The following is a 19,886-nucleotide window of genomic DNA, read 5'->3' as shown; positions in this document are numbered from 1 at the left end:
ACTTATTTGATGAATCATAGAAAATGACAGACAAAAAGGAAGGAGCATAAAAATGTCAGTTAAAATAGCGTTGGCAGGTAATCCAAACAGTGGAAAGACAACATTATTTAACGCACTTACAGGTTCAAACCAGTATGTAGGTAACTGGCCTGGTGTAACAGTAGAGAAAAAAGAAGGAAAATTAAAGGGTCACAAAGATATTATCATCACTGACCTTCCCGGTATTTATTCACTTTCTCCATATACATTAGAGGAAGTTGTTGCCAGAAACTATCTGATCAAGGAATATCCGGATGCGATCATCAATATTATTGATGGTACGAACATCGAAAGAAATCTGTACTTATCAACACAGTTGATCGAGTTGGGGATCCCGGTTATTATGGCAGTTAACATGATGGATCTTGTAAAGAAGAATGGTGACAAGATCGATATCAAGAACCTGAGCAATGCACTTGGGTGCGAGGTTGTAGAGATCTCGGCATTAAAGGGTACTGGAATTGATGAAGTAAAAGAAAAAGCAGTCGCAGCAGCACAGAAGAAAGTACAGAATAAGCGTGTACATAGCTTCGATCAGGCTGTTGAAGATGCAATTGACAGCGTAAGTGCAAAGCTTACAGTTGAAGAAAGAAAAAAGAGATTCTTTGCGATCAAGCTTCTTGAAAAAGATACAAAGATTGCAGAACAGATGGACAGTGTTCCGGATTGTAAAGACGAGATTAAAGCATTGGAAGACAAATTTGATGATGATACAGAGAGTATTATCACCAGTGAGAGATATGCATATATCTCATCTATCATTGGAAAGTGTGTAAAGAAGAATGCAAAGGGCGAAAAGCTTACAACTTCAGATAAGATCGATAAGATCGTTACAAACCGTATCCTTGCACTTCCGATCTTTATCGTTGTAATGTGGCTGGTTTATTATATCGCAATGTCAACCGTCGGTGCATGGTGCACAGACTGGACAAATGATAATCTGTTTGGTGACGGTTTCCATTTATTCGGTATCGGAAGCAAAGATTATAAAGAAGCATCCGGTGATTATGATGCAGCATCAAATGCACTTGATGCATATGGCGTACTTGTAACAGATGATGAAGATGCTGTAGATGTTGATGCAACAAAGGCAGCGATCGAAGCAAATACAAATACAGAAGCAAGTGTGAAGTATCAGATGGAAGATGAAGAAACTCTTGATACTTACGATATCGATGTATATTATTCAGAAGTACCTGCCGGTGCAAAAAAAGATAAGACAAATGCTATGTCTTATTTAGATGCAGTAGAATACTTCAACAAGACAGAAATGGCAGAGATCGATCCTGCTGATTATGGTGTGTTTGTTCCGTCCATTCCTGATCTTGCGGAAAGAGGTCTTGATAAGATCGGATGTGCAGACTGGTTAAAGGGACTGATCCTTGACGGTATAATCGCCGGTGTTGGTGCTGTACTTGGATTTGTACCTCAGATGCTTGTATTGTTCATCTTACTTGCAATCCTTGAGTACTGTGGCTACATGGCACGTATCGCATTCATCATGGACCGTATCTTCAGAAAATTCGGCCTTTCGGGAAAGTCCTTCATTCCTATTCTTGTAGGTGTAGGTTGTGGTGTTCCTGGTATAATGGCATCTCGTACAATTGAAAATGAAAAAGATCGTCGTATGACAGTTATGACAACAACATTTATTCCTTGTGGTGCTAAGGTTCCGTTTATCGCTATGATCGCAGGTGCGATTTTCGGTGGATCTTCACTGGTTGCTACAAGTGCTTACTTTATCGGTATTGCAGCAATTATCTGCTCCGGTATTATCTTAAAGAAGACAAAGATGTTCGCAGGAGATCCTGCTCCATTCGTTATGGAGTTACCTCCTTACCATATCCCGACAATCGGTTCTGTATTAAGAAGTATGTGGGAGCGTGGCTGGTCATTCATTAAGAAGGCCGGTACCATCATCCTCCTCTCAACAATCCTTGTATGGTTCACAACATACTTCGGTATTCTGGATGGTAAATTCCAGATGCTTTCAGAAGATCAGATCGACCACAGTATCTTAGCTAAGATCGGTGGAGCAATCTGCTGGATCTTCAAGCCACAGGGATGGGGCGACTGGCAGGCAACTGTTGCATCTATTACAGGCCTTGTTGCTAAGGAAAACATCGTTGGTACTATGGGTATCCTTTATGGTGGTGGGGAAGGCACTGTATACAGCGAGCTTGCAAAAGCATTCACAACAGCAAGTGGTTTCTCATTCCTCGTATTCAACTTACTCTGTGCTCCATGTTTCGCAGCAATGGGTGCTATTAAGAGAGAGATGAACAGTGCAAAATGGTTCTGGTTTGCAATCGGATATCAGTGTGGTTTTGCATACCTTGTATCCCTTGTTGTTTACAGAATTGCAGGACTCTTCACAGGTGCATGTTCATTCGGTATCGGCACTGTTGTTGCAATCCTGATCATCGTTGCTTTCTTCTTCCTGTTATTCCGTCCGGATCCAAACAAGAAGGTCAAGACAAGCAAAGAATTCTTAAATGCATAATTATAAAGGCTAACATATAATACACATACAATACGATGCGCGCTTCCCTTTGTGGCAGCGCGCATTTTGTGTATCGGTTATTATACAGAAATCAGATTTATATAAATTCCTGTCTGCCGGCTGGCGTTCATAGAATTGACAGACAAGATGACAAATGTAGATATTTATTAAAACTCCGTGAAATGAGTTGACAAATAAATGTATGATAGAGGAAAATGAATGTATACTATAATACAAGAGCACTTACTTGTCAGAAATGTTTTTTGAAAGTACAGATGTAAGATGATTGAGATGTCTGTATAATTAACGAATGACGAATTGGAGGTTTTTACTATGGCAGTTACACATTTAAATGAAAAAGAATATGAAGATCAGGTTTTAAAGGCAAAGGGACTTACGCTGGTTGATTTCTGGGCCACCTGGTGCGGACCATGCAGAATGGTTGCACCGATCGTTGAAGAATTGGCTGACGAATTTCCAGAGGTAAAGGTATGCAAGGTAGATGTAGATGAGAATCAGGAACTTGCACTTGCAAACAAGGTTGTATCAATTCCGACATTTTTATTATATAAAGATGGAGAAGTTATAAAGAAAATCGTGGGAGCAGTTCCAAAATCCGAGCTGATCCAGGCAATCCGCCAGTTTCAGTAGATAAGAATGCAGTCCAAAACGCTTGCAAAAGAAAGCATATTATTATAAGATGAAAGACAGCGACCAGATAAATGGGTACATGAATTGACTAATTTACTAAACGGAGGTTTACAAATGAAAATGTTATCATTATCAGAGGAACTTAAGGGTAATTCTTATCCCGGCAGAGGAATCGTGATCGGACGTTCGGAAGACGGAACAAAGGCAGTTACTGCATACTTTATCATGGGTAGAAGTGTGAATTCCAGAAATCGTGTATTTGTTACAGAGGGCGAAGGAATCCGTACAGAAGCATTTGATCCATCCAAGCTTGAGGATCCGAGTCTTATCATTTACGCACCGGTTCGGGTTCTTGGCAACCGGACGATTGTAACAAATGGTGATCAGACCGATACGATCTTTGATGGAATGGATAAAGAGCTTACATTTGAACAGTCACTGAGATGCCGCGAGTTTGAACCGGACGGTCCAAACTATACACCGAGAATTTCCGGAGTTATGCATATCGAAGGCGGACAGTATGACTATGCAATGTCTATCTTAAAGAGCAATAACGGAAATCCATCGGCATGCAACCGATATACATTTTCATATGAGAATCCAGCAAACGGAGAAGGACATTTTATTCATACATATATGCATGATGACAATCCACTTCCAAGCTTTGAGGGAGAACCGAAGTTAGTTGGTATATCAGGTGATATCGATACATTTGCAAATATGGTATGGGAAAGCCTGAATGAAGATAATAAGGTATCTTTGTTTGTCAGATATATTGATATCGCAACAGGAAAGTATGAGACAAGAATCATCAACAAGAATAAATAATCATCATGAATCGGGAGGAAATACAGAATGAACGAAATTCAATTAAAATACGGATGCAATCCAAATCAGAAGCCATCAAGAATCTACATGGAAGATGGAAGTGATCTTCCGGTTACCGTATTAAATGGTAAGCCGGGCTACATAAATTTTCTGGATGCATTTAATGGCTGGCAGCTTGTTAAAGAATTAAAGGCAGCAACCGGACTTCCTGCAGCTACATCTTTTAAGCATGTATCACCGGCAGGTGCAGCGGTAGGACTTCCTCTTACAGATACACTTGCAAAGATCTACTGGGTAGATGATCTTGGTGAACTGTCACCGCTTGCATGTGCATATGCAAGAGCCAGAGGCGCAGACCGTATGTCATCCTTTGGTGATTTCATTGCATTGTCAGATGTCTGCGATGCAGATACAGCCCGTCTCATTAAGCGTGAAGTATCCGATGGTGTAATTGCTCCCGGGTATACAGACGAAGCTATGGAGCTTCTTCTGAAGAAGAAGAAAGGTAATTATAATATTATCCAGATCGATGAGAATTATGTTCCTGCTGAGATTGAACGCAAACAGGTATTTGGAATTACATTTGAGCAGGGAAGAAATGAACTGAATATCGATAAGGATCTTTTATCCAATATTGTAACAGAGAATAAAAATATACCGGAAGAAGCTCTTATCGATATGAAGATTGCACTGATCACATTAAAATACACACAGTCTAATTCTGTATGCTATGTAAAGGGCGGGCAGGCAATCGGTATCGGGGCCGGTCAGCAGTCCAGAATCCACTGTACAAGACTTGCCGGTCAGAAGGCAGATAACTGGTGGCTTCGTCAGTCTCCTCAGGTTATGGGGCTTCAGTTTGTTGATGGCCTTGGACGTGCAGACAGAGATAATGCGATCGATGTATATATGGGTGATGAATATGAGGATGTTCTCCGTGATGGCGAATGGCAGAAGCGTTTCAAGGTAAAGCCGGAAGTATTCACAGCAGAAGAAAAGAAAGCATGGCTTGCCGGAAATCAGAATGTTACACTTGGTTCTGATGCATTTTTCCCATTCTCAGATAACATTGAACGTGCTAAGAAGAGTGGTGTTGCATACATTGCTCAGCCGGGTGGATCTGTCAGAGATGATCTTGTAATCGAAGCATGTGATAAATATGGAATGGTAATGGTATTTACAGGAATCCGTTTATTCCATCACTAATCAGGAGTTTATTGCTATGGCAGGAAGAAATCGTAGAAGACACAGAAAAAGAAAATCCAATATAGATTTTGGCAAAGTGTTTTTCTTTTTAGTCACCTGTCTGGTCATTGTTTTTGCGGCTGTTGTAATATTATCAAAGATCATATCGCATAAGGACCGCTATTTTGATGAAGGACTGGCATTTTATCAGAATGCAAAATACGATAAGGCACTTGACCGGTTTGCCGATGCACTTTCTGAAAAACAGATCTTTTCTCAGAATAAAGACAAGAATACCAGACTGTATATGGCAGATATTTATATGAAGACCGCTGATTATGATAAAGCGGTAGAAGAATATGATACTATTTTACAACAGACATCTGCAGATAAAAAGAATGTCGGTAAAATGAAGGAGATCGCCCAGGCATTGGCTGACTTTTCGGACAGCAATTATGCCGGGGCACTCCCGGTTCTGGAGCAGTATGTAAAGGATTATCCGGAATTATATCTGTATATAGGAACCTGTTATGCATCTATGAATGATGCAGAGCATATGTTTGGGAATTATGAAAAATACATAGATAAATATGGATATAATTCATATCTGTATGCCCAGTATGCCGCTTATTATATCAGTATCGGTGAGATGGACAATGCATATGGGTATATTAATAATGGACTTGCAAGCGATAATACCTTCCAGAAAGAGTTGCGTTTGCAGGAGATCAGTTATTATGAAAAGATCCAGAACTATGATAAGGCTTATGAACTTGCGAAAGAATTATATGAGCTTTATCCAGAGTATCAGGATGGTGTAGATGAATATAATTTCCTTTATACCAGAGTATCCCGTGATGATGAATAGTTAGAATTGGCAGGAGGCATTTTATTCGTGGAAATACAATTATGGAAAGAGATATTATCTCCGTATGAGCAGGCTGTAGATGAACTGCTCTTGAAATTTAAGCATATTATAAAAGATTATCGAAGTCAGGGACTGTATTCTCCAATTGAGAATGTAACCGGACGTGTAAAAAGAATTTCAAGTATTTTGGATAAGATGCAAAAGAAACATATTCCGATGGATCATATCGTGGAAGAGATGGATGATATCGCCGGAATCCGTATCATGTGCCAGTTCGAAGAAGATATTTACAAGGTTGTAGAGATCATAAGGAATCGCAGGGATATGTCAATCCGGGAAGAAAAAGACTATATCACGAATGCAAAAACAAGTGGGTACAGAAGTTTTCATATTATATTAAATTATGATGTATATACGATTAAAGGGCTTCAGACGATTCAGGCAGAGATTCAGATTCGTACAATGGCGATGGATTTCTGGGCAACGATAGAGCATTCCCTTCAGTATAAGTATCGTCATAATATGCCGGAACATATCCGAAAAAAACTGTTAAATGCAGCAAATGCAACTGTGGCGCTGGATCAGGAAATGTCATCTGTCCGGGGTGAGATTATGGATGCACAGAATTCGTTTAATTATAAGGCATCTATCGTTGCAGATATTTTAACAAATATTCAGAATTTGTATTATGTAGGCAACCAGCGTGAGGTTGTGAAGATACAGAATGAATTTTATGATATTTACCAGAAGGATGATCTGGAAAAGCTGGAGGATTTTTCCAAACAGCTTGATATTATCGCAGAAGGATACAAAGCACAGGGGTTATAGATTATGAACTTACCGGAGTCATTTACAAACAGGATAAAGACACAGTTAGGAGACGACTATGATGCATATATGAATTGTCTGGATCAGGGCATGCATCATGGACTTCGCGTGAATACAAATAAAATCAGTGTGGAAGATTTCTTGAAAATCTCTCCATTTGAATTAAAGCCTGTACCATGGACAACAAATGGTTTTTATTATGATGATAAAGCATGTACACCATCCAAACATCCATATTATTATGCAGGTCTTTATTATATTCAGGAACCGAGTGCGATGGCACCGGCGAGTATTCTTCCTGTTGAAGATGGGGATGTGGTTCTTGATATCTGTGCAGCACCGGGAGGTAAATCAACCGAGCTTGCAGCAAAACTTCATGGCACCGGGTTTCTGATCTCAAATGATATCAGTAATTCCAGAGCTAAGGCATTATTAAAAAATCTGGAATTATTCGGGATCGGTAATATGTGTGTGGTAAGTGAAGCTCCGAATAAGCTGAGCACAAAATTCTATCAGACCTTTGATAAAATTTTGATTGATGCGCCTTGCTCCGGTGAAGGAATGTTCCGTAAATCCCAGTCAATGGTAACAGCGTGGGAAAACAATGGTGTTGAGTTATTTGCCGGTTTACAGCGTGGAATCTTAAATGAAGTTGTAAAAATGTTAAAACCGGGTGGAACCATGCTGTATTCGACCTGTACGTTTTCTCCGGAAGAAAATGAACAGTCAATCGAATATCTTTTATCACTGGATGATACATTAGAATTAGTCGAAGTTCCGAAGTATCCGGGTTTTTGCAATGGAAATCCGGCGTGGGGAAAGACCGAAAATGCAGAACTTGAAAAATGTGCAAGATTATGGCCGCATCATATCGAAGGGGAAGGGCATTTTGTTGCACTTATTCATAAAAAAGAGGCAGAACAGACACAGGTATTTCAGTCATGGATACACAGAGGCTGTAAACCGGATAAAAATGCAGAAGAATTCCTTGCGCACGTTTCATCGGATGCCGGGATCCGGTCTGCATATATTGAGGAAAATAAAGGAAGACTGTATTATATGGCAGAACATATGCCGGATGTATCCGGGCTTCGGATGTTAAGACAGGGATTGTTCCTTGGCGAGATCAAGAAGAACCGGTTTGAACCGAGCCAGTCACTTGCTATGTATCTGAAACAAGGACAGTTTGATAATGAAGTAAATCTGACTTCTTCAGATGACCGTGTTTTAAGATATCTGAAAGGCGAGACGATCGAAGTATCGGATCAGAAAATTAAAAATGGATATGTGCTTGTTCTGGTGGACGGATATCCGCTTGGATGGGCAAAAAATACAAACGGAACGTTAAAGAATAAGTATTTATCTGGATGGAGGATGATGTCATGAGTAAAATAGCAGTCGTTACCGGAGCTTCTTCCGGACTGGGCAGAGAGTTTGTTGTTCAGATCAGTGAAAAATATAAGACAATCGACGAGATATGGGTGATCGCCAGGCGTGCAGAACGCTTGTATGCCTTAGAAAGAGAGATTGAAGGCAAGAAGATTATTGTTCTCCCGCTGGATATCACAAAGCAGGAAGATCTTGAAGCCTATAAGAAGATGCTTGCAAAGGAACATCCATGGGTACGTGTTCTGGTGAATGCAGCAGGATATGGCATTATGGGACATGTAGAAGATGTTGTATGCGAAGAACTTACCGGAATGATCGATGTTAACTGTAAGGCTTTAGTTGCCATGACGAAGATTACTCTGCCATATATGAAAGAACAGAGCAATATCATTAATATTGCATCATCAGCGGCATATCTGCCACAGCCATCCTTTGCTGTATATGCAGCAACAAAATCCATGGTTAGAAGCTTTTCAAAAGCATTAAATAAAGAATTGGAGGACAGAGGTATTACAGTGACAGCAGTATGTCCGGGACCGGTCAATACAGAGTTCTTTGATGTTGCCGAGAAATATTCCCATACAAAGGCATTTAAAAGATTGTTCCGTGTAGAAGCAAAGAATGTGGTAAAACGGGCGTTATTTGATGCGTATTACCTGAAGACAGAATCTACCTACAGCATAACGATGAAAGCGTTTAAGATCGTAACAAAGCTGCTGCCGAATGACTGGATCGTTTCCATGATCAAATAGAGACAGATATCCGGTAAATACAGAGATTTGCCGGGGTATGAAGAACATTATAATAAAAACAGAACAGGACAAAAGCAATGGAAAAAGGACAGTATGGATATATAAAAAAACATAAGAAAAAGATCATAACCAGTATTATTATACTTGGTGTTATGATCCTGACAGGAGTAATTCTTTCGCTTGCCATGTTTAAAACAACAAAAACCTTGATCATCATACTTCCGATATTGATCAGCCTGCCATTTGCCAAACAGATCGTAGCACTTATCATGTGTTCCAAATTCAAGCCTTTAACAGAGGAAGAACACAAGAAGATAGAAAAAGGGATCCATTATGAGAACCGGGACGGCATCCTGTATGATATCTCGCTCAGTCGATATGAAGGAATATTGTTTTTCCCTGCCGTGATCGTGCGGGATGGCAGAATGTTATTCTTATATCAGAAAGCATTTGACAAGAAGATTCCGGATGTGGAATTCCTGAAAAAAGAAATTACACGTTCCTTTGAAATGATAAAGAAACCATATGTTATCGTTACAGCGTTAACCGTGGATGAATTTATAAAGAAAGCGGAAACGATCAAAGAACCGGATGAAGATTATCTGGTAAAGGATCAGTCTATGCGTGAAAAATTATTTGAACTTGGTGTATAGGAGTCGGGCATGAAAGAGATCATTATATCGCAGAACGAAGCGGGACAGCGTGTGAACAAATTTCTTTTGAAATATCTGAATAAGGCACCGTCAAGCTTTGTTTATAAGATGATACGAAAGAAAAACATCAAATTGAACAATAAGAAAATTGAAGGAAACGAATACGTCTATATCGGAGATACGATCCAGATCTATATGTCTGATGAAACGATCGCCAATTTCAGGGAAGATGTCAGTGGAACACACAGCACTTCCTCTAAAAAGAAGATTCCGGTTGAGATCATCTATTTGGATGAAAATATTCTGATCGCAGACAAACCGACTGGCGTCCTGTCACAGAAGGCATCAAAAGATGATTACTCTTTTAATGAAGCATTGATCGACTATCTGCTTGATAGTGGGCATATCACAACTGAAGAACTGAGAACTTATCGTCCGTCTGTATGCAATCGTTTAGACCGCAATACATCCGGACTCATTCTTTGTGGGGTGAGTCTTACCGGAAGTCAGGAATTATCCAGAATTATAAGAGAACATTTATTACATAAATATTATTATACACTTGTACGGGGACGTGTGACACAGAAGCTTGACAGTACCTGTTATTTACAGAAGGATAATGCAAAAAATATAGTTCGGATATCAGATTACCCATGGAAACAGGGCAAGAGTGAAGAAATTCATTCAATCTTTTATCCGGTAAAAAAAAATGATGATTATACATTGGTAAAGGTTGAGCTTATTACAGGTAAGTCTCATCAGATCCGTGCACAGTTAAAGCATCTGGGATATCCGGTAGTCGGCGATACAAAGTATGGCATACCTGTAGTGAACCGGTATTTTGCAGATGCTTATCATGTAAAGCACCAGCTTCTTCATTGCGGAAACATTATATTTAAAGAAACAGACGGTCCGCTTTCTTATCTGGGCGGAAAAGAGTATTCGGCATTTCTTCCGGAACCGTTTCGGACGATCGAAAAAGATTTATTTAGGTAATTTGGAAAATAACTTTGATAAAAGCAGAATCGGATAAAAGATAAAGAGGCAGAATCGGATGGCAACTTGGAATTCCAGAGGACTTCGTGGTTCCTCACTTGAGGAACTGATCAATTATACAAATGAATATTATCGGGAAAAGAAGCTGGCAGTTGTCCAGAAGATCCCGACTCCGATCAAACCGATCCGTATGGATAAAGACAGCAGCCAGATCACGCTGGCATATTTTGAAAAAGATTCTACGGTCGATTACATCGGTGTCGTACAGGGCATTCCGATATGCTTCGATGCGAAGGAATGTGCGGTTGATACGTTTTCTTTACAGAATATACATGAGCATCAGTATCATTTTATGAAAGAGTATGAGGAACAGCAGGGAGTCAGCTTCCTGATCATATTTTTTACGCATAGAAACAAATATTACTATTTACGTTTTTCGGAATTAAAGACTTATATGGATCGCGTGAACGAGGGACATGCAAAGAATTTCAAATATGAAGAACTGAATCCGGATTTCTTTATTCATGCAAAAAATGGAGCACTGGTTCATTATCTGGAGCTTCTAGATAAAGATTTGCAGTTAAGAGCATAAAGGATCAGGAAAAATCTTGACAAATGCCAACGTCTCACCTATAATGAGCACATTGTTGAAATAACTAATTATCGTGTTATCACTTTAATACGATAAAGCAAATAGGCATGGATAAAAGGAGGAAAAGAGATGCAGGATAAACTGTTACAGACTCCGGACGGAGTAAGAGACACCTATGATGTAGAATGTAAAAAGAAAAGAAAGATTATTGAGAAGCTGCATCATACTCTGGAGTTATACAGCTATCATGATATAGAGACACCTACATTTGAGTATTTTGATATATTTAACCGTGATAAGGGATCTGCACCGTCAAATGAAATGTACAAGTTCTTTGACCGTGATAATAATACGCTGGTATTACGCCCGGATATCACACCTAGTATTGCAAGATGTGTAGCAAAATATTACAAGGATGAACAGCTTCCGATCCGTCTGTGCTATACAGGAAATACATATTCAAACCCAAGAAAATTGCAGGGAAAATTAAAGGAAGTTACACAGATCGGTGCTGAGCTTATAAATGATGATTCTTCTGCAGCAGATGCAGAGATCATTGCAACTGTTGTTGATTCTTTTAAGGCGCTTGGAATCGACGAGTTCCAGATCGAGATCGGACAGATCGATTACTTTAAGGGAATCGTTGCAGAAGCCGGAATTACAGAAGCCGAAGAACTTCAGATCAAGGAATACATCAATATTAAGAACTTCTTTGGTTTGGAGGAATATCTGAAGAAACTGGATCTGAGTCCTGTTTTAAAGAAAGCCTTTCTTGCATTTGACTCTTTATTCGGTGGAGAATCCATGTTAGAGCAAGCAGAAAAGCTGGTTACAAATCCGGTATCACTTGCAGCTGTTCACAGATTACAGAGAATCTATAAGGCATTATGCTGTTATGGATATGACAAATATATCGGCTTTGATCTCAGTATGTTAAATGGTTATAACTATTATACCGGCGTGATCTTCCGCGGATATACCTACGGAACCGGAGATGCAGTTGTAAAGGGTGGCCGATATAATAACCTGTTAAAGCAGTTTGGCAAAGATGCACCGTCTATTGGTTTTGCATTTACCGTAGAAGAACTGATCATGGCACTGTCCAGACAGAATATCGAGGTTTCGGTTGAATATTCGAATACGATCATTCTCTATGATATCGAGAATCAGGAGCCCGCGATCAGTCTTGGTAAGAGTCTGCGCCAGAATGATAAGAAGATTGAATTGATACGCAAATCTGTCAGAAAGTCAGTGGAAGATTATCTGGAATATGCAAAAAGAGAGCATTTTTCCGGACTGTTTTATTTTGAAAACAGTGATACGGTCAAGGTATTTGATCTTGTGTCCGGTGATGAGAACGAGGTGGCTATCGCATCCTTGAAATAAGCGGACAAAAACAGAAAGAAATTCAAAATTAGAATTTGATCGATGGATAGATTGGAGAGATAAATCAATGAGATATTTAACATTTGCACTTGCAAAGGGCAGACTTGCAAAGAAAACCCTTGCATTGCTTGAACAGATAGGAATTACCTGCGATGAAATGAAAGACCCGGATACCAGAAAGCTGATCTTTGTGAATGAAGAAATGAAGCTGAAGTTCTTCCTTTCAAAGGCAACAGATGTACCAACCTATGTAGAATACGGTGCAGCAGATATCGGTGTAGTTGGTAAGGATACGATATTAGAAGAAGGCAGAAACCTGTACGAGGTAATGGATCTCGGATTCGGTAAATGCCGGATGTGTGTCTGTGGTCCTCATAAAGCAAAAGAATTATTGAAGAAAAATGAGATCATCCGTGTTGCCAGCAAATATCCGAATATTGCAAAAGATTATTTTAATAATCAGAAGAACCAGACGGTTGAGATCATCAAATTAAACGGTTCGGTCGAGCTTGCGCCGATCGTTGGCTTATCAGAGGTGATCGTTGATATCGTTGAGACTGGAAGTACTCTTCGTGAAAACGGACTGGAAGTTTTAGAAGAAGTTTGTCCGTTATCTGCAAGAATGGTTGTAAATCAGGTAAGCTTAAAGATGGAAAATGAGAGAATCAGAAAGCTGCTTGCTGATTTAAATTCGTTGATTAATAAGGAGGCATAAAAATGAGAATTGTAAATCTGACGGAAGAAACCAGAAAGAACATTTTAAAGGATCTGTTAAAAAGAAGCCCAAGCAATTTCGGATCTTATGCAGATACAGTAGAGAAGATCGTAAATGATGTCAGAGATCGTGGAGACGAGGCATTATTTGGATATACCAAGCAGTTTGATAAAGCAGATATCAACGCCGGAAATGTTCTGGTTACAAAAGAAGAGATTGAATATGCTTATACACAGGTAGATGAGAAACTGATCGAGGTTATCAGAAAAGCAAAAGAAAACATTCGCACCTATCACGAAAAACAGCGTCAGTACAGTTGGTTTGATTCTGATCCGAAGGGTATCATGCTTGGACAGAAGGTAACAGCATTGGAATCTGTCGGAGTATATGTACCGGGTGGAAAAGCTGTGTATCCATCTTCCGTATTGATGAACATTATGCCTGCAAAGGTAGCAGGTGTTAAAAATATTATAATGACCACTCCTTGTAACAGCGAGGGTGAAGTATATGCGACTACACTGGTTGCAGCAAATGAAGCCGGTGCGACTGCTATCTACAAGGCAGGCGGCGCACAGGCAATCGCGGCTCTTGCATATGGAACGGAATCCATTCCAAAGGTTGATAAGATCGTAGGACCCGGAAATATCTTCGTTGCACTTGCAAAACGTGCGGTATACGGACATGTCAGCATCGATTCGATCGCAGGTCCATCCGAAATCCTTGTAATTGCAGATGAGACAGCAAATCCAAGATATGTTGCAGCCGATCTGTTATCACAGGCAGAGCATGATGAGATGGCATCCGCCATTCTGATCACAACTTCAAAAGAACTTGCCGAAAAGGTATCAGCTCAGGTCGATGAATTTATAAAGGTATTATCCAGAAAAGAGATCATTCGGAAATCCATTGATACATACGGCTATATCTTATTAGCTGATAATATGGCAGATGCGGTTGAAGCAGCAAATGCAATTGCTTCCGAACATCTGGAGATTGTAACTGCAAATCCATTTGATGTTATGACAAGGATCAAGAATGCTGGTGCGATCTTCATCGGTGAATATTCATCCGAACCACTGGGTGATTATTTTGCCGGACCGAACCATGTACTTCCAACAAACGGAACAGCGAAGTTCTTCTCCCCGTTAAGTGTGGATGACTTCATTAAGAAATCAAGCATCATCTATTATTCCAGAGAAGCTCTTGAAGAAGTACATGAAGACATTGAAAGCTTTGCAAAATCAGAGCAACTTACAGCACATGCTAATTCTATTGCAGTAAGATTTGAATAGTGGTATAATATGAAACCAAGATTGCACAGGCGTCTGTATTATCAGTCCGCCTGTGCTTGTAGTTGCCAAAGTATCGGGAGAAAAATGTATAAAAACAAGGGAGAAAAGATATGGCGGATAGAGCAGTAAAATGCACAAGAAAAACCAGCGAGACAGATATTGTTCTGGAATTAAATCTGGATGGAAAGGGAGATGCAAAGATCGATACCGGTATCGGATTTTTCGATCATATGCTGACAAGCTTTGCCAAGCACGGATTTTTTGATCTGAATCTGACCGTAAAGGGTGATCTGTATGTGGATTGTCATCATACGATAGAAGATACGGGAATTGTTCTCGGAAAAGCGATCAAAGGTGCGCTTGGAGATAAAAAATCCATTAAGCGATTCGGTAATTTCTTTCTTCCTATGGATGAAACGCTTGTTATGTGTGCGATCGACCTTTCCGGAAGACCATATCTTGTTTATGATCTGAACTTGACAACAGAGCGGGTTGGATATTTTGATACACAGATGGTAAAGGAATTCTTCTATGCAGTATCCTATGGTGCGGAGATGAATCTGAACCTGAAGCAGTTCTCCGGTTCCAATGACCATCATATCATCGAAGCAGCTTTTAAGGCATTTGCAAAAGCTTTAGATGAAGCAACTTCTATAGACGACAGATTAAATGGTAAAGTGTTATCTACCAAAGGTTCACTTTAAGGAGGTACTATGAGTTATAAGAAAATTATTCCATGTCTGGATCTTGAGAATGCACTTGAAATGGCAAAGTTCTATAATGATGCCGGTGCAGATGAGATTGCATATTTTGACAGTAAAGCAACAAAGGAAGGCAGAGAAGCGAATATTGCAGTTATCAAGGAGATCTGCAAGAATGTCGATATTCCATTGATCGCATGTGGTGGAGTAAGAAGACTGGAAGATATCAAGAAGATGTTATATGCAGGTGCTTCCAAGGTTTGTATGAAATCAGCAGCATTAAATACACCGGAGCTTGTAACGGAAGCCGCTGACCGTTTTGGTTCAGAACGTATCATCGTAACGATTGACCTGAGCGAATGTAAAGAGCCTGTAGCCTATGCAGAGCAGCTTAAGGAACTCGGAGCGGGTGAGCTCCTGTTATTACATAATAATATGGTTCCTGAATATATGGATATCGTAAATGAGATCAAAAACCGTGTAGCACTTCCTGTTATTGTTTCCACCTATTCAACAAATGGGGAAGCAATCTGTGAGATGCTTGAAAAGACAAATGCTGAATCCATTTCTTTATATAATCTGAAACAAATGGATATAATGGAGATAAAGCAGGAATGCAGAAAAGAAGGCATTCCGGTTAATACATTTGAAAGTGCAGTATCCTTTGATGAATTCAAGCTGAATTCTGACGGGCTGATTCCATGTATCACACAGCATTATAAGACCGGGGAAGTTCTTATGATGGCATATATGAATAAGGAATCCTTTGAAAAGACGATCGCAACCGGCAGAATGACATATTACAGCAGAAGCAGACAGGAGCTTTGGACAAAGGGTGAGACATCCGGTCATTTCCAGTTCTTAAAATCATTAAAATTAGACTGTGATAAAGATACCCTGCTTGCAGAGGTTTCCCAGATCGGTGCAGCCTGTCATACCGGCAGCCCGACCTGTTTCTTTACGGATCTGGTTAAGAAGGAATACGATAATACCAATCCGTTAAAGGTATTTGAAGAAGAATACGATATTATCGTTGACAGAAGAAATCATCCAAAGGAAGGTTCCTATACAAATTATCTGTTTGACAAAGGAATTGACAAAATACTGAAAAAGGTTGGCGAAGAGGCAACAGAGATTGTAATTGCTGCCAAGAATCCTGATTCAGATGAAATAAAATATGAGATATCAGATTTCTTGTATCACCTTATGGTTCTTATGGTTGAAAGAGGTGTCAGTTGGACTGATATTACCAAAGAACTGGCTGATAGAAGGTAGGAGGAGAAAACAGTGGAAAAATATGGCGTAAATCAGTTAAGAAAAATGTTTCTGGAATTTTTTGAGAGCAAGGGACATCTGAAGATGAACAGCTTCTCACTGATTCCACATAATGATAATAGTTTGTTATTGATCAACTCAGGTATGGCACCATTAAAGCCTTACTTTACAGGACAGGAGATCCCTCCAAGAAGACGTGTGACCACCTGCCAGAAGTGTATCCGTACCGGTGATATCGAAAATGTAGGTAAGACTGCAAGACATGGTACATTCTTTGAAATGTTAGGTAACTTCTCATTCGGCGATTACTTCAAGCATGAAGCAATTTCATGGTCATGGGAGTTTCTGACCAAAGTTGTAGGCTTAGATGAGAACCGTTTATATCCATCTATCTACGAGGATGATAACGAAGCATTTGATATCTGGAATAAAGAGATCGGAATTGCACCGGAGAGAATTTTCCGTTTTGGGAAAGAAGATAACTTCTGGGAGCATGGCGCAGGTCCTTGTGGTCCATGTTCCGAAATCTATTATGACAGAGGCGAAAAGTACGGATGCGGTAAGCCCGGCTGTACAGTAGGTTGTGACTGTGACCGTTACATGGAAGTATGGAACAACGTATTTACCCAGTTTGAAAATGACGGCCATAACAACTATACAGAACTGGTTCAGAAGAATATCGATACCGGTATGGGACTGGAGCGTCTGGCTGTTGTTGTTCAGGATGTAGATTCCATCTTTGACGTTGATACGATCAAAGCGTTGCGTGATAAAGTATGTGAGATGGCTGGCGTGAAATACATGGAAGACGAGAAGACAGATGTATCGATCCGTGTTATTACTGATCATATCCGTTCTGTTACCTTTATGGCATCTGACGGTATCCTTCCATCAAATGAAGGACGAGGTTATGTATTAAGACGTCTTCTCCGTCGTGCAGCAAGACATGGCAGATTACTTGGTATCGAAGGCAGATTCCTTGCAGAACTTTCAAAGACAGTAATCGAAGTTTCTAAGGATGCATATCCGGAGCTGGAAGAAAAGAAAGCACATATCTTTACCTGTATCAATACAGAAGAAGAAAACTTCAATAAGACGATCGATCAGGGATTATCAATTCTGAACGGCTTCGTTGAGGAGTTAAATAACAGCGGCAAAAAAGTAATAAATGGCGAAAATGCATTTAAGTTATATGATACCTATGGTTTCCCTCTTGATCTGACAAAAGAGATTCTGGAAGAAAAGGGCATCGAGGTTGATACGGAAGGCTTTAATAAGGCTATGGACAAGCAGAGAGAGACTGCTCGTAAATCAAGAAAAGTATCAAACTACATGGGAGCAGATTCAACTATTTATGAAGACATCGACACAGCTCTTACAAGTAAATTCATTGGTTATGACAAGGTAGAAGCATCTTCCAATATCATTGCCATAACAGCAGAATATAAAGAGGGCGATCAGGTAACATCCGAACTGGTTGATGTTATTCCCGAAGGCACAAACGGTTCGATCATCACAGCAGAGACACCATTTTATGCTACTATGGGTGGTCAGATCGGTGATTCCGGTGTGATCGAGACAGAGAGCGGACGTTTCATCGTTAAAGATACGATCAAGGTTGCCGGTGATAAGATCGCACATCTTGGCTATGTTGAATCCGGTGAATTAAAGAATGGAAGCACAGCGAAGCTTTCTGTAACAGCAGACAGACGTGCACTGATATGTAAGAATCATTCCGCTACACATCTGCTCCAGAAAGCCTTAAAGATGGTCCTTGGTGATCATGTAGAACAGGCTGGTTCTTATGTATCCGAAGACCGTTTAAGATTCGACTTTACACATTTCCAGGCTATGACTCCTGAAGAGATCGCCAAGGTGGAAGCAATCGTAAATGAACAGATCGATAAGGATCTTAAGGTTAAGACAGAGGTTATGAGTATTGAAGATGCCAAGAAGACAGGTGCTATGGCATTGTTTGGCGACAAGTACGGCGAGAAGGTTCGAGTTGTATCTATGGATGACTTTTCTGTTGAGTTCTGTGGTGGTACTCATGTTCCAAATACCGGTGTGATCGGTACATTTAAGATCATCTCTGAAATGGGTGTTGCTGCCGGAGTAAGAAGAATCGAAGCACTGACTTCTGTTGGCGCATTTAATTATTATAAAGAGATGGAAGATGAATTAAAAGCAGCGGCAAAGGCAGCAAAAGCTGAACCTGCAAAGCTGGCTGAAAAGATCGAGACAATGCTCGCTGAGATCAAAGCTCTTACATCTGAAAACTCCAAGTTAAAGGATAAGCTGGCAAAGAATTCTGCCGGAGATGCACTTGCAGATGCAGTAGATGTAAATGGCGTAAAGGTTCTTGCTACCTGCGTAGAAGATACAGATATGAATGCACTTCGTAATCTGGGAGATGATTTCAAGAACAAGCTTGGAACATCGGTTGTCGTTCTTGCTTCCGCAAAGGATGGTAAGGTAAATCTGATCGCTATGGCAACAGACGATGCTGTAAAGAAGGGAGCACATGCAGGAAATATTATCAAAGCGTCTGCAGCACTTGTAGGCGGTGGCGGCGGTGGTCGTCCAAACATGGCTCAAGCCGGGGGAAAGAATTCTGCCGGTATTGCAGATGCACTTGCAAAAGCAGTAGAAATAGCCAAAGAACAGTTAAATGCCTAAAAATAGAAAATAATAAAATTTTTTGTTGACGTTTCAATAATATATGTTATAATTGACTTCGTGCTTAAATAATACCCAAACAGTTGTTATTTTATTAGCATAGTACACAACTGGAGGGAGGTCAGGTGAGAGAATGTCAAATGTAATAGTTAAAGAAAACGAAACATTAGATAGCGCTCTTCGCAGATTCAAGAGAAATTGTGCGAAGGCTGGTATCCAGCAGGAGATTCGTAAGAGAGAACATTACGAAAAGCCAAGCGTTAGACGTAAAAAGAAATCAGAGGCAGCTAGAAAGCGCAAATATAAATAATCTATAGTTTGGATTAGTAAATATGATTTTTTTGAGTACCGAGCAATCGGTACTCTTTTTTTGCGTAAATGAGCCAAATACAGATTTCGTGTTTACACGAAAATCTGTATTTGGCGAATGAGCGGCATCGAGCCGATAGGCGAGATGGGGCGGTGTAAGAACATTTGTGTTCTTACGAACGCAAAAGGGGCGACTGCCGCGATACCTGATAGGATTTTCCTATCAGGTGCGTAAAACTGTTTAC

18 protein-coding genes are annotated in these 19,886 nt (G+C 40.1%); all 18 read left to right on the top strand.

What is annotated here, in order from left to right; all coding sequences use genetic code 11:
* Positions 1-52 precede the first annotated feature (52 nt).
* Entirely contained in the window at positions 53-2,542 is a 2,490-nt protein-coding gene (locus tag DWY07_RS08115; RefSeq protein WP_117822646.1) for a ferrous iron transporter B, read from the top strand.
* A gap of 333 nt (positions 2,543-2,875) precedes the next feature.
* Positions 2,876-3,193, top strand: coding sequence for a thioredoxin (gene trxA, locus DWY07_RS08110; protein WP_117822644.1), 318 nt, complete (start codon positions 2,876-2,878; stop codon positions 3,191-3,193).
* 114 nt (positions 3,194-3,307) lie between these two features.
* Positions 3,308-4,021, top strand: a complete 714-nt coding sequence (locus DWY07_RS08105) for an IMP cyclohydrolase (RefSeq protein ID WP_117822642.1) — start codon at positions 3,308-3,310, stop codon at positions 4,019-4,021.
* Between the two features lie 27 nt (positions 4,022-4,048).
* Entirely contained in the window at positions 4,049-5,227 is a 1,179-nt protein-coding gene (locus tag DWY07_RS08100) for a phosphoribosylaminoimidazolecarboxamide formyltransferase (protein ID WP_117822641.1), read from the top strand.
* Between the two features lie 16 nt (positions 5,228-5,243).
* Positions 5,244-6,074: a tetratricopeptide repeat protein gene (locus tag DWY07_RS08095; protein ID WP_117822640.1), complete on the top strand. Its 831-nt coding sequence runs from the start codon at positions 5,244-5,246 to the stop codon at positions 6,072-6,074.
* A 27-nt stretch (positions 6,075-6,101) separates the two neighbouring features.
* A complete protein-coding gene (locus DWY07_RS08090) occupies positions 6,102-6,902 on the top strand; it encodes a GTP pyrophosphokinase family protein (RefSeq protein ID WP_117784869.1) in 801 nt (266 codons plus the stop codon).
* A gap of 3 nt (positions 6,903-6,905) precedes the next feature.
* Entirely contained in the window at positions 6,906-8,288 is a 1,383-nt protein-coding gene (locus DWY07_RS08085; protein ID WP_117822639.1) for an RsmB/NOP family class I SAM-dependent RNA methyltransferase, read from the top strand.
* Positions 8,285-9,043, top strand: a complete 759-nt coding sequence (locus tag DWY07_RS08080) for an SDR family NAD(P)-dependent oxidoreductase (protein ID WP_226801008.1) — start codon at positions 8,285-8,287, stop codon at positions 9,041-9,043. The genes DWY07_RS08085 and DWY07_RS08080 overlap by 4 nt, the downstream gene beginning before the upstream one ends.
* Positions 9,044-9,120: 77 nt before the next feature.
* The gene (locus tag DWY07_RS08075) at positions 9,121-9,696 is read left to right on the top strand and encodes a hypothetical protein (protein WP_117807578.1); all 576 of its coding nucleotides are present in this window, start codon (positions 9,121-9,123) and stop codon (positions 9,694-9,696) included.
* 9 nt (positions 9,697-9,705) lie between these two features.
* Entirely contained in the window at positions 9,706-10,692 is a 987-nt protein-coding gene (locus DWY07_RS08070) for an RluA family pseudouridine synthase (RefSeq protein WP_117807577.1), read from the top strand.
* A gap of 58 nt (positions 10,693-10,750) precedes the next feature.
* Positions 10,751-11,284 (top strand): Holliday junction resolvase RecU, encoded by a 534-nt coding sequence (locus DWY07_RS08065; RefSeq protein WP_008400805.1) that lies wholly within the window; start codon positions 10,751-10,753, stop codon positions 11,282-11,284.
* A 129-nt stretch (positions 11,285-11,413) separates the two neighbouring features.
* Complete coding sequence (gene hisZ, locus DWY07_RS08060; protein ID WP_117784865.1) at positions 11,414-12,670, top strand: ATP phosphoribosyltransferase regulatory subunit; 1,257 nt, start codon at positions 11,414-11,416, stop codon at positions 12,668-12,670.
* 67 nt (positions 12,671-12,737) lie between these two features.
* Positions 12,738-13,385, top strand: coding sequence for an ATP phosphoribosyltransferase (gene hisG, locus DWY07_RS08055; RefSeq protein ID WP_021943839.1), 648 nt, complete (start codon positions 12,738-12,740; stop codon positions 13,383-13,385).
* A gap of 2 nt (positions 13,386-13,387) precedes the next feature.
* The gene (hisD, locus tag DWY07_RS08050; protein ID WP_021943840.1) at positions 13,388-14,677 is read left to right on the top strand and encodes a histidinol dehydrogenase; all 1,290 of its coding nucleotides are present in this window, start codon (positions 13,388-13,390) and stop codon (positions 14,675-14,677) included.
* A 110-nt stretch (positions 14,678-14,787) separates the two neighbouring features.
* Positions 14,788-15,381 (top strand): imidazoleglycerol-phosphate dehydratase HisB, encoded by a 594-nt coding sequence (gene hisB / locus DWY07_RS08045; RefSeq protein ID WP_117784862.1) that lies wholly within the window; start codon positions 14,788-14,790, stop codon positions 15,379-15,381.
* A gap of 9 nt (positions 15,382-15,390) precedes the next feature.
* Positions 15,391-16,653, top strand: a complete 1,263-nt coding sequence (gene hisIE / locus DWY07_RS08040; RefSeq protein ID WP_008400812.1) for a bifunctional phosphoribosyl-AMP cyclohydrolase/phosphoribosyl-ATP diphosphatase HisIE — start codon at positions 15,391-15,393, stop codon at positions 16,651-16,653.
* A 45-nt stretch (positions 16,654-16,698) separates the two neighbouring features.
* A complete protein-coding gene (gene alaS, locus DWY07_RS08035) occupies positions 16,699-19,332 on the top strand; it encodes an alanine--tRNA ligase (protein ID WP_179960542.1) in 2,634 nt (877 codons plus the stop codon).
* A 133-nt stretch (positions 19,333-19,465) separates the two neighbouring features.
* A complete protein-coding gene (rpsU, locus tag DWY07_RS08030; RefSeq protein ID WP_008400815.1) occupies positions 19,466-19,642 on the top strand; it encodes a 30S ribosomal protein S21 in 177 nt (58 codons plus the stop codon).
* Positions 19,643-19,886: the final 244 nt, after the last annotated feature.

It is taken from the genome of Clostridium sp. AF23-6LB, assembly GCF_003461085.1.
Lineage (GTDB): Bacteria > Bacillota > Clostridia > Lachnospirales > Lachnospiraceae > Coprococcus > Coprococcus ammoniilyticus.
Note: the sequence above shows the minus strand (reverse complement) of the source record. Positions and strands in the feature narration are given on the sequence as shown.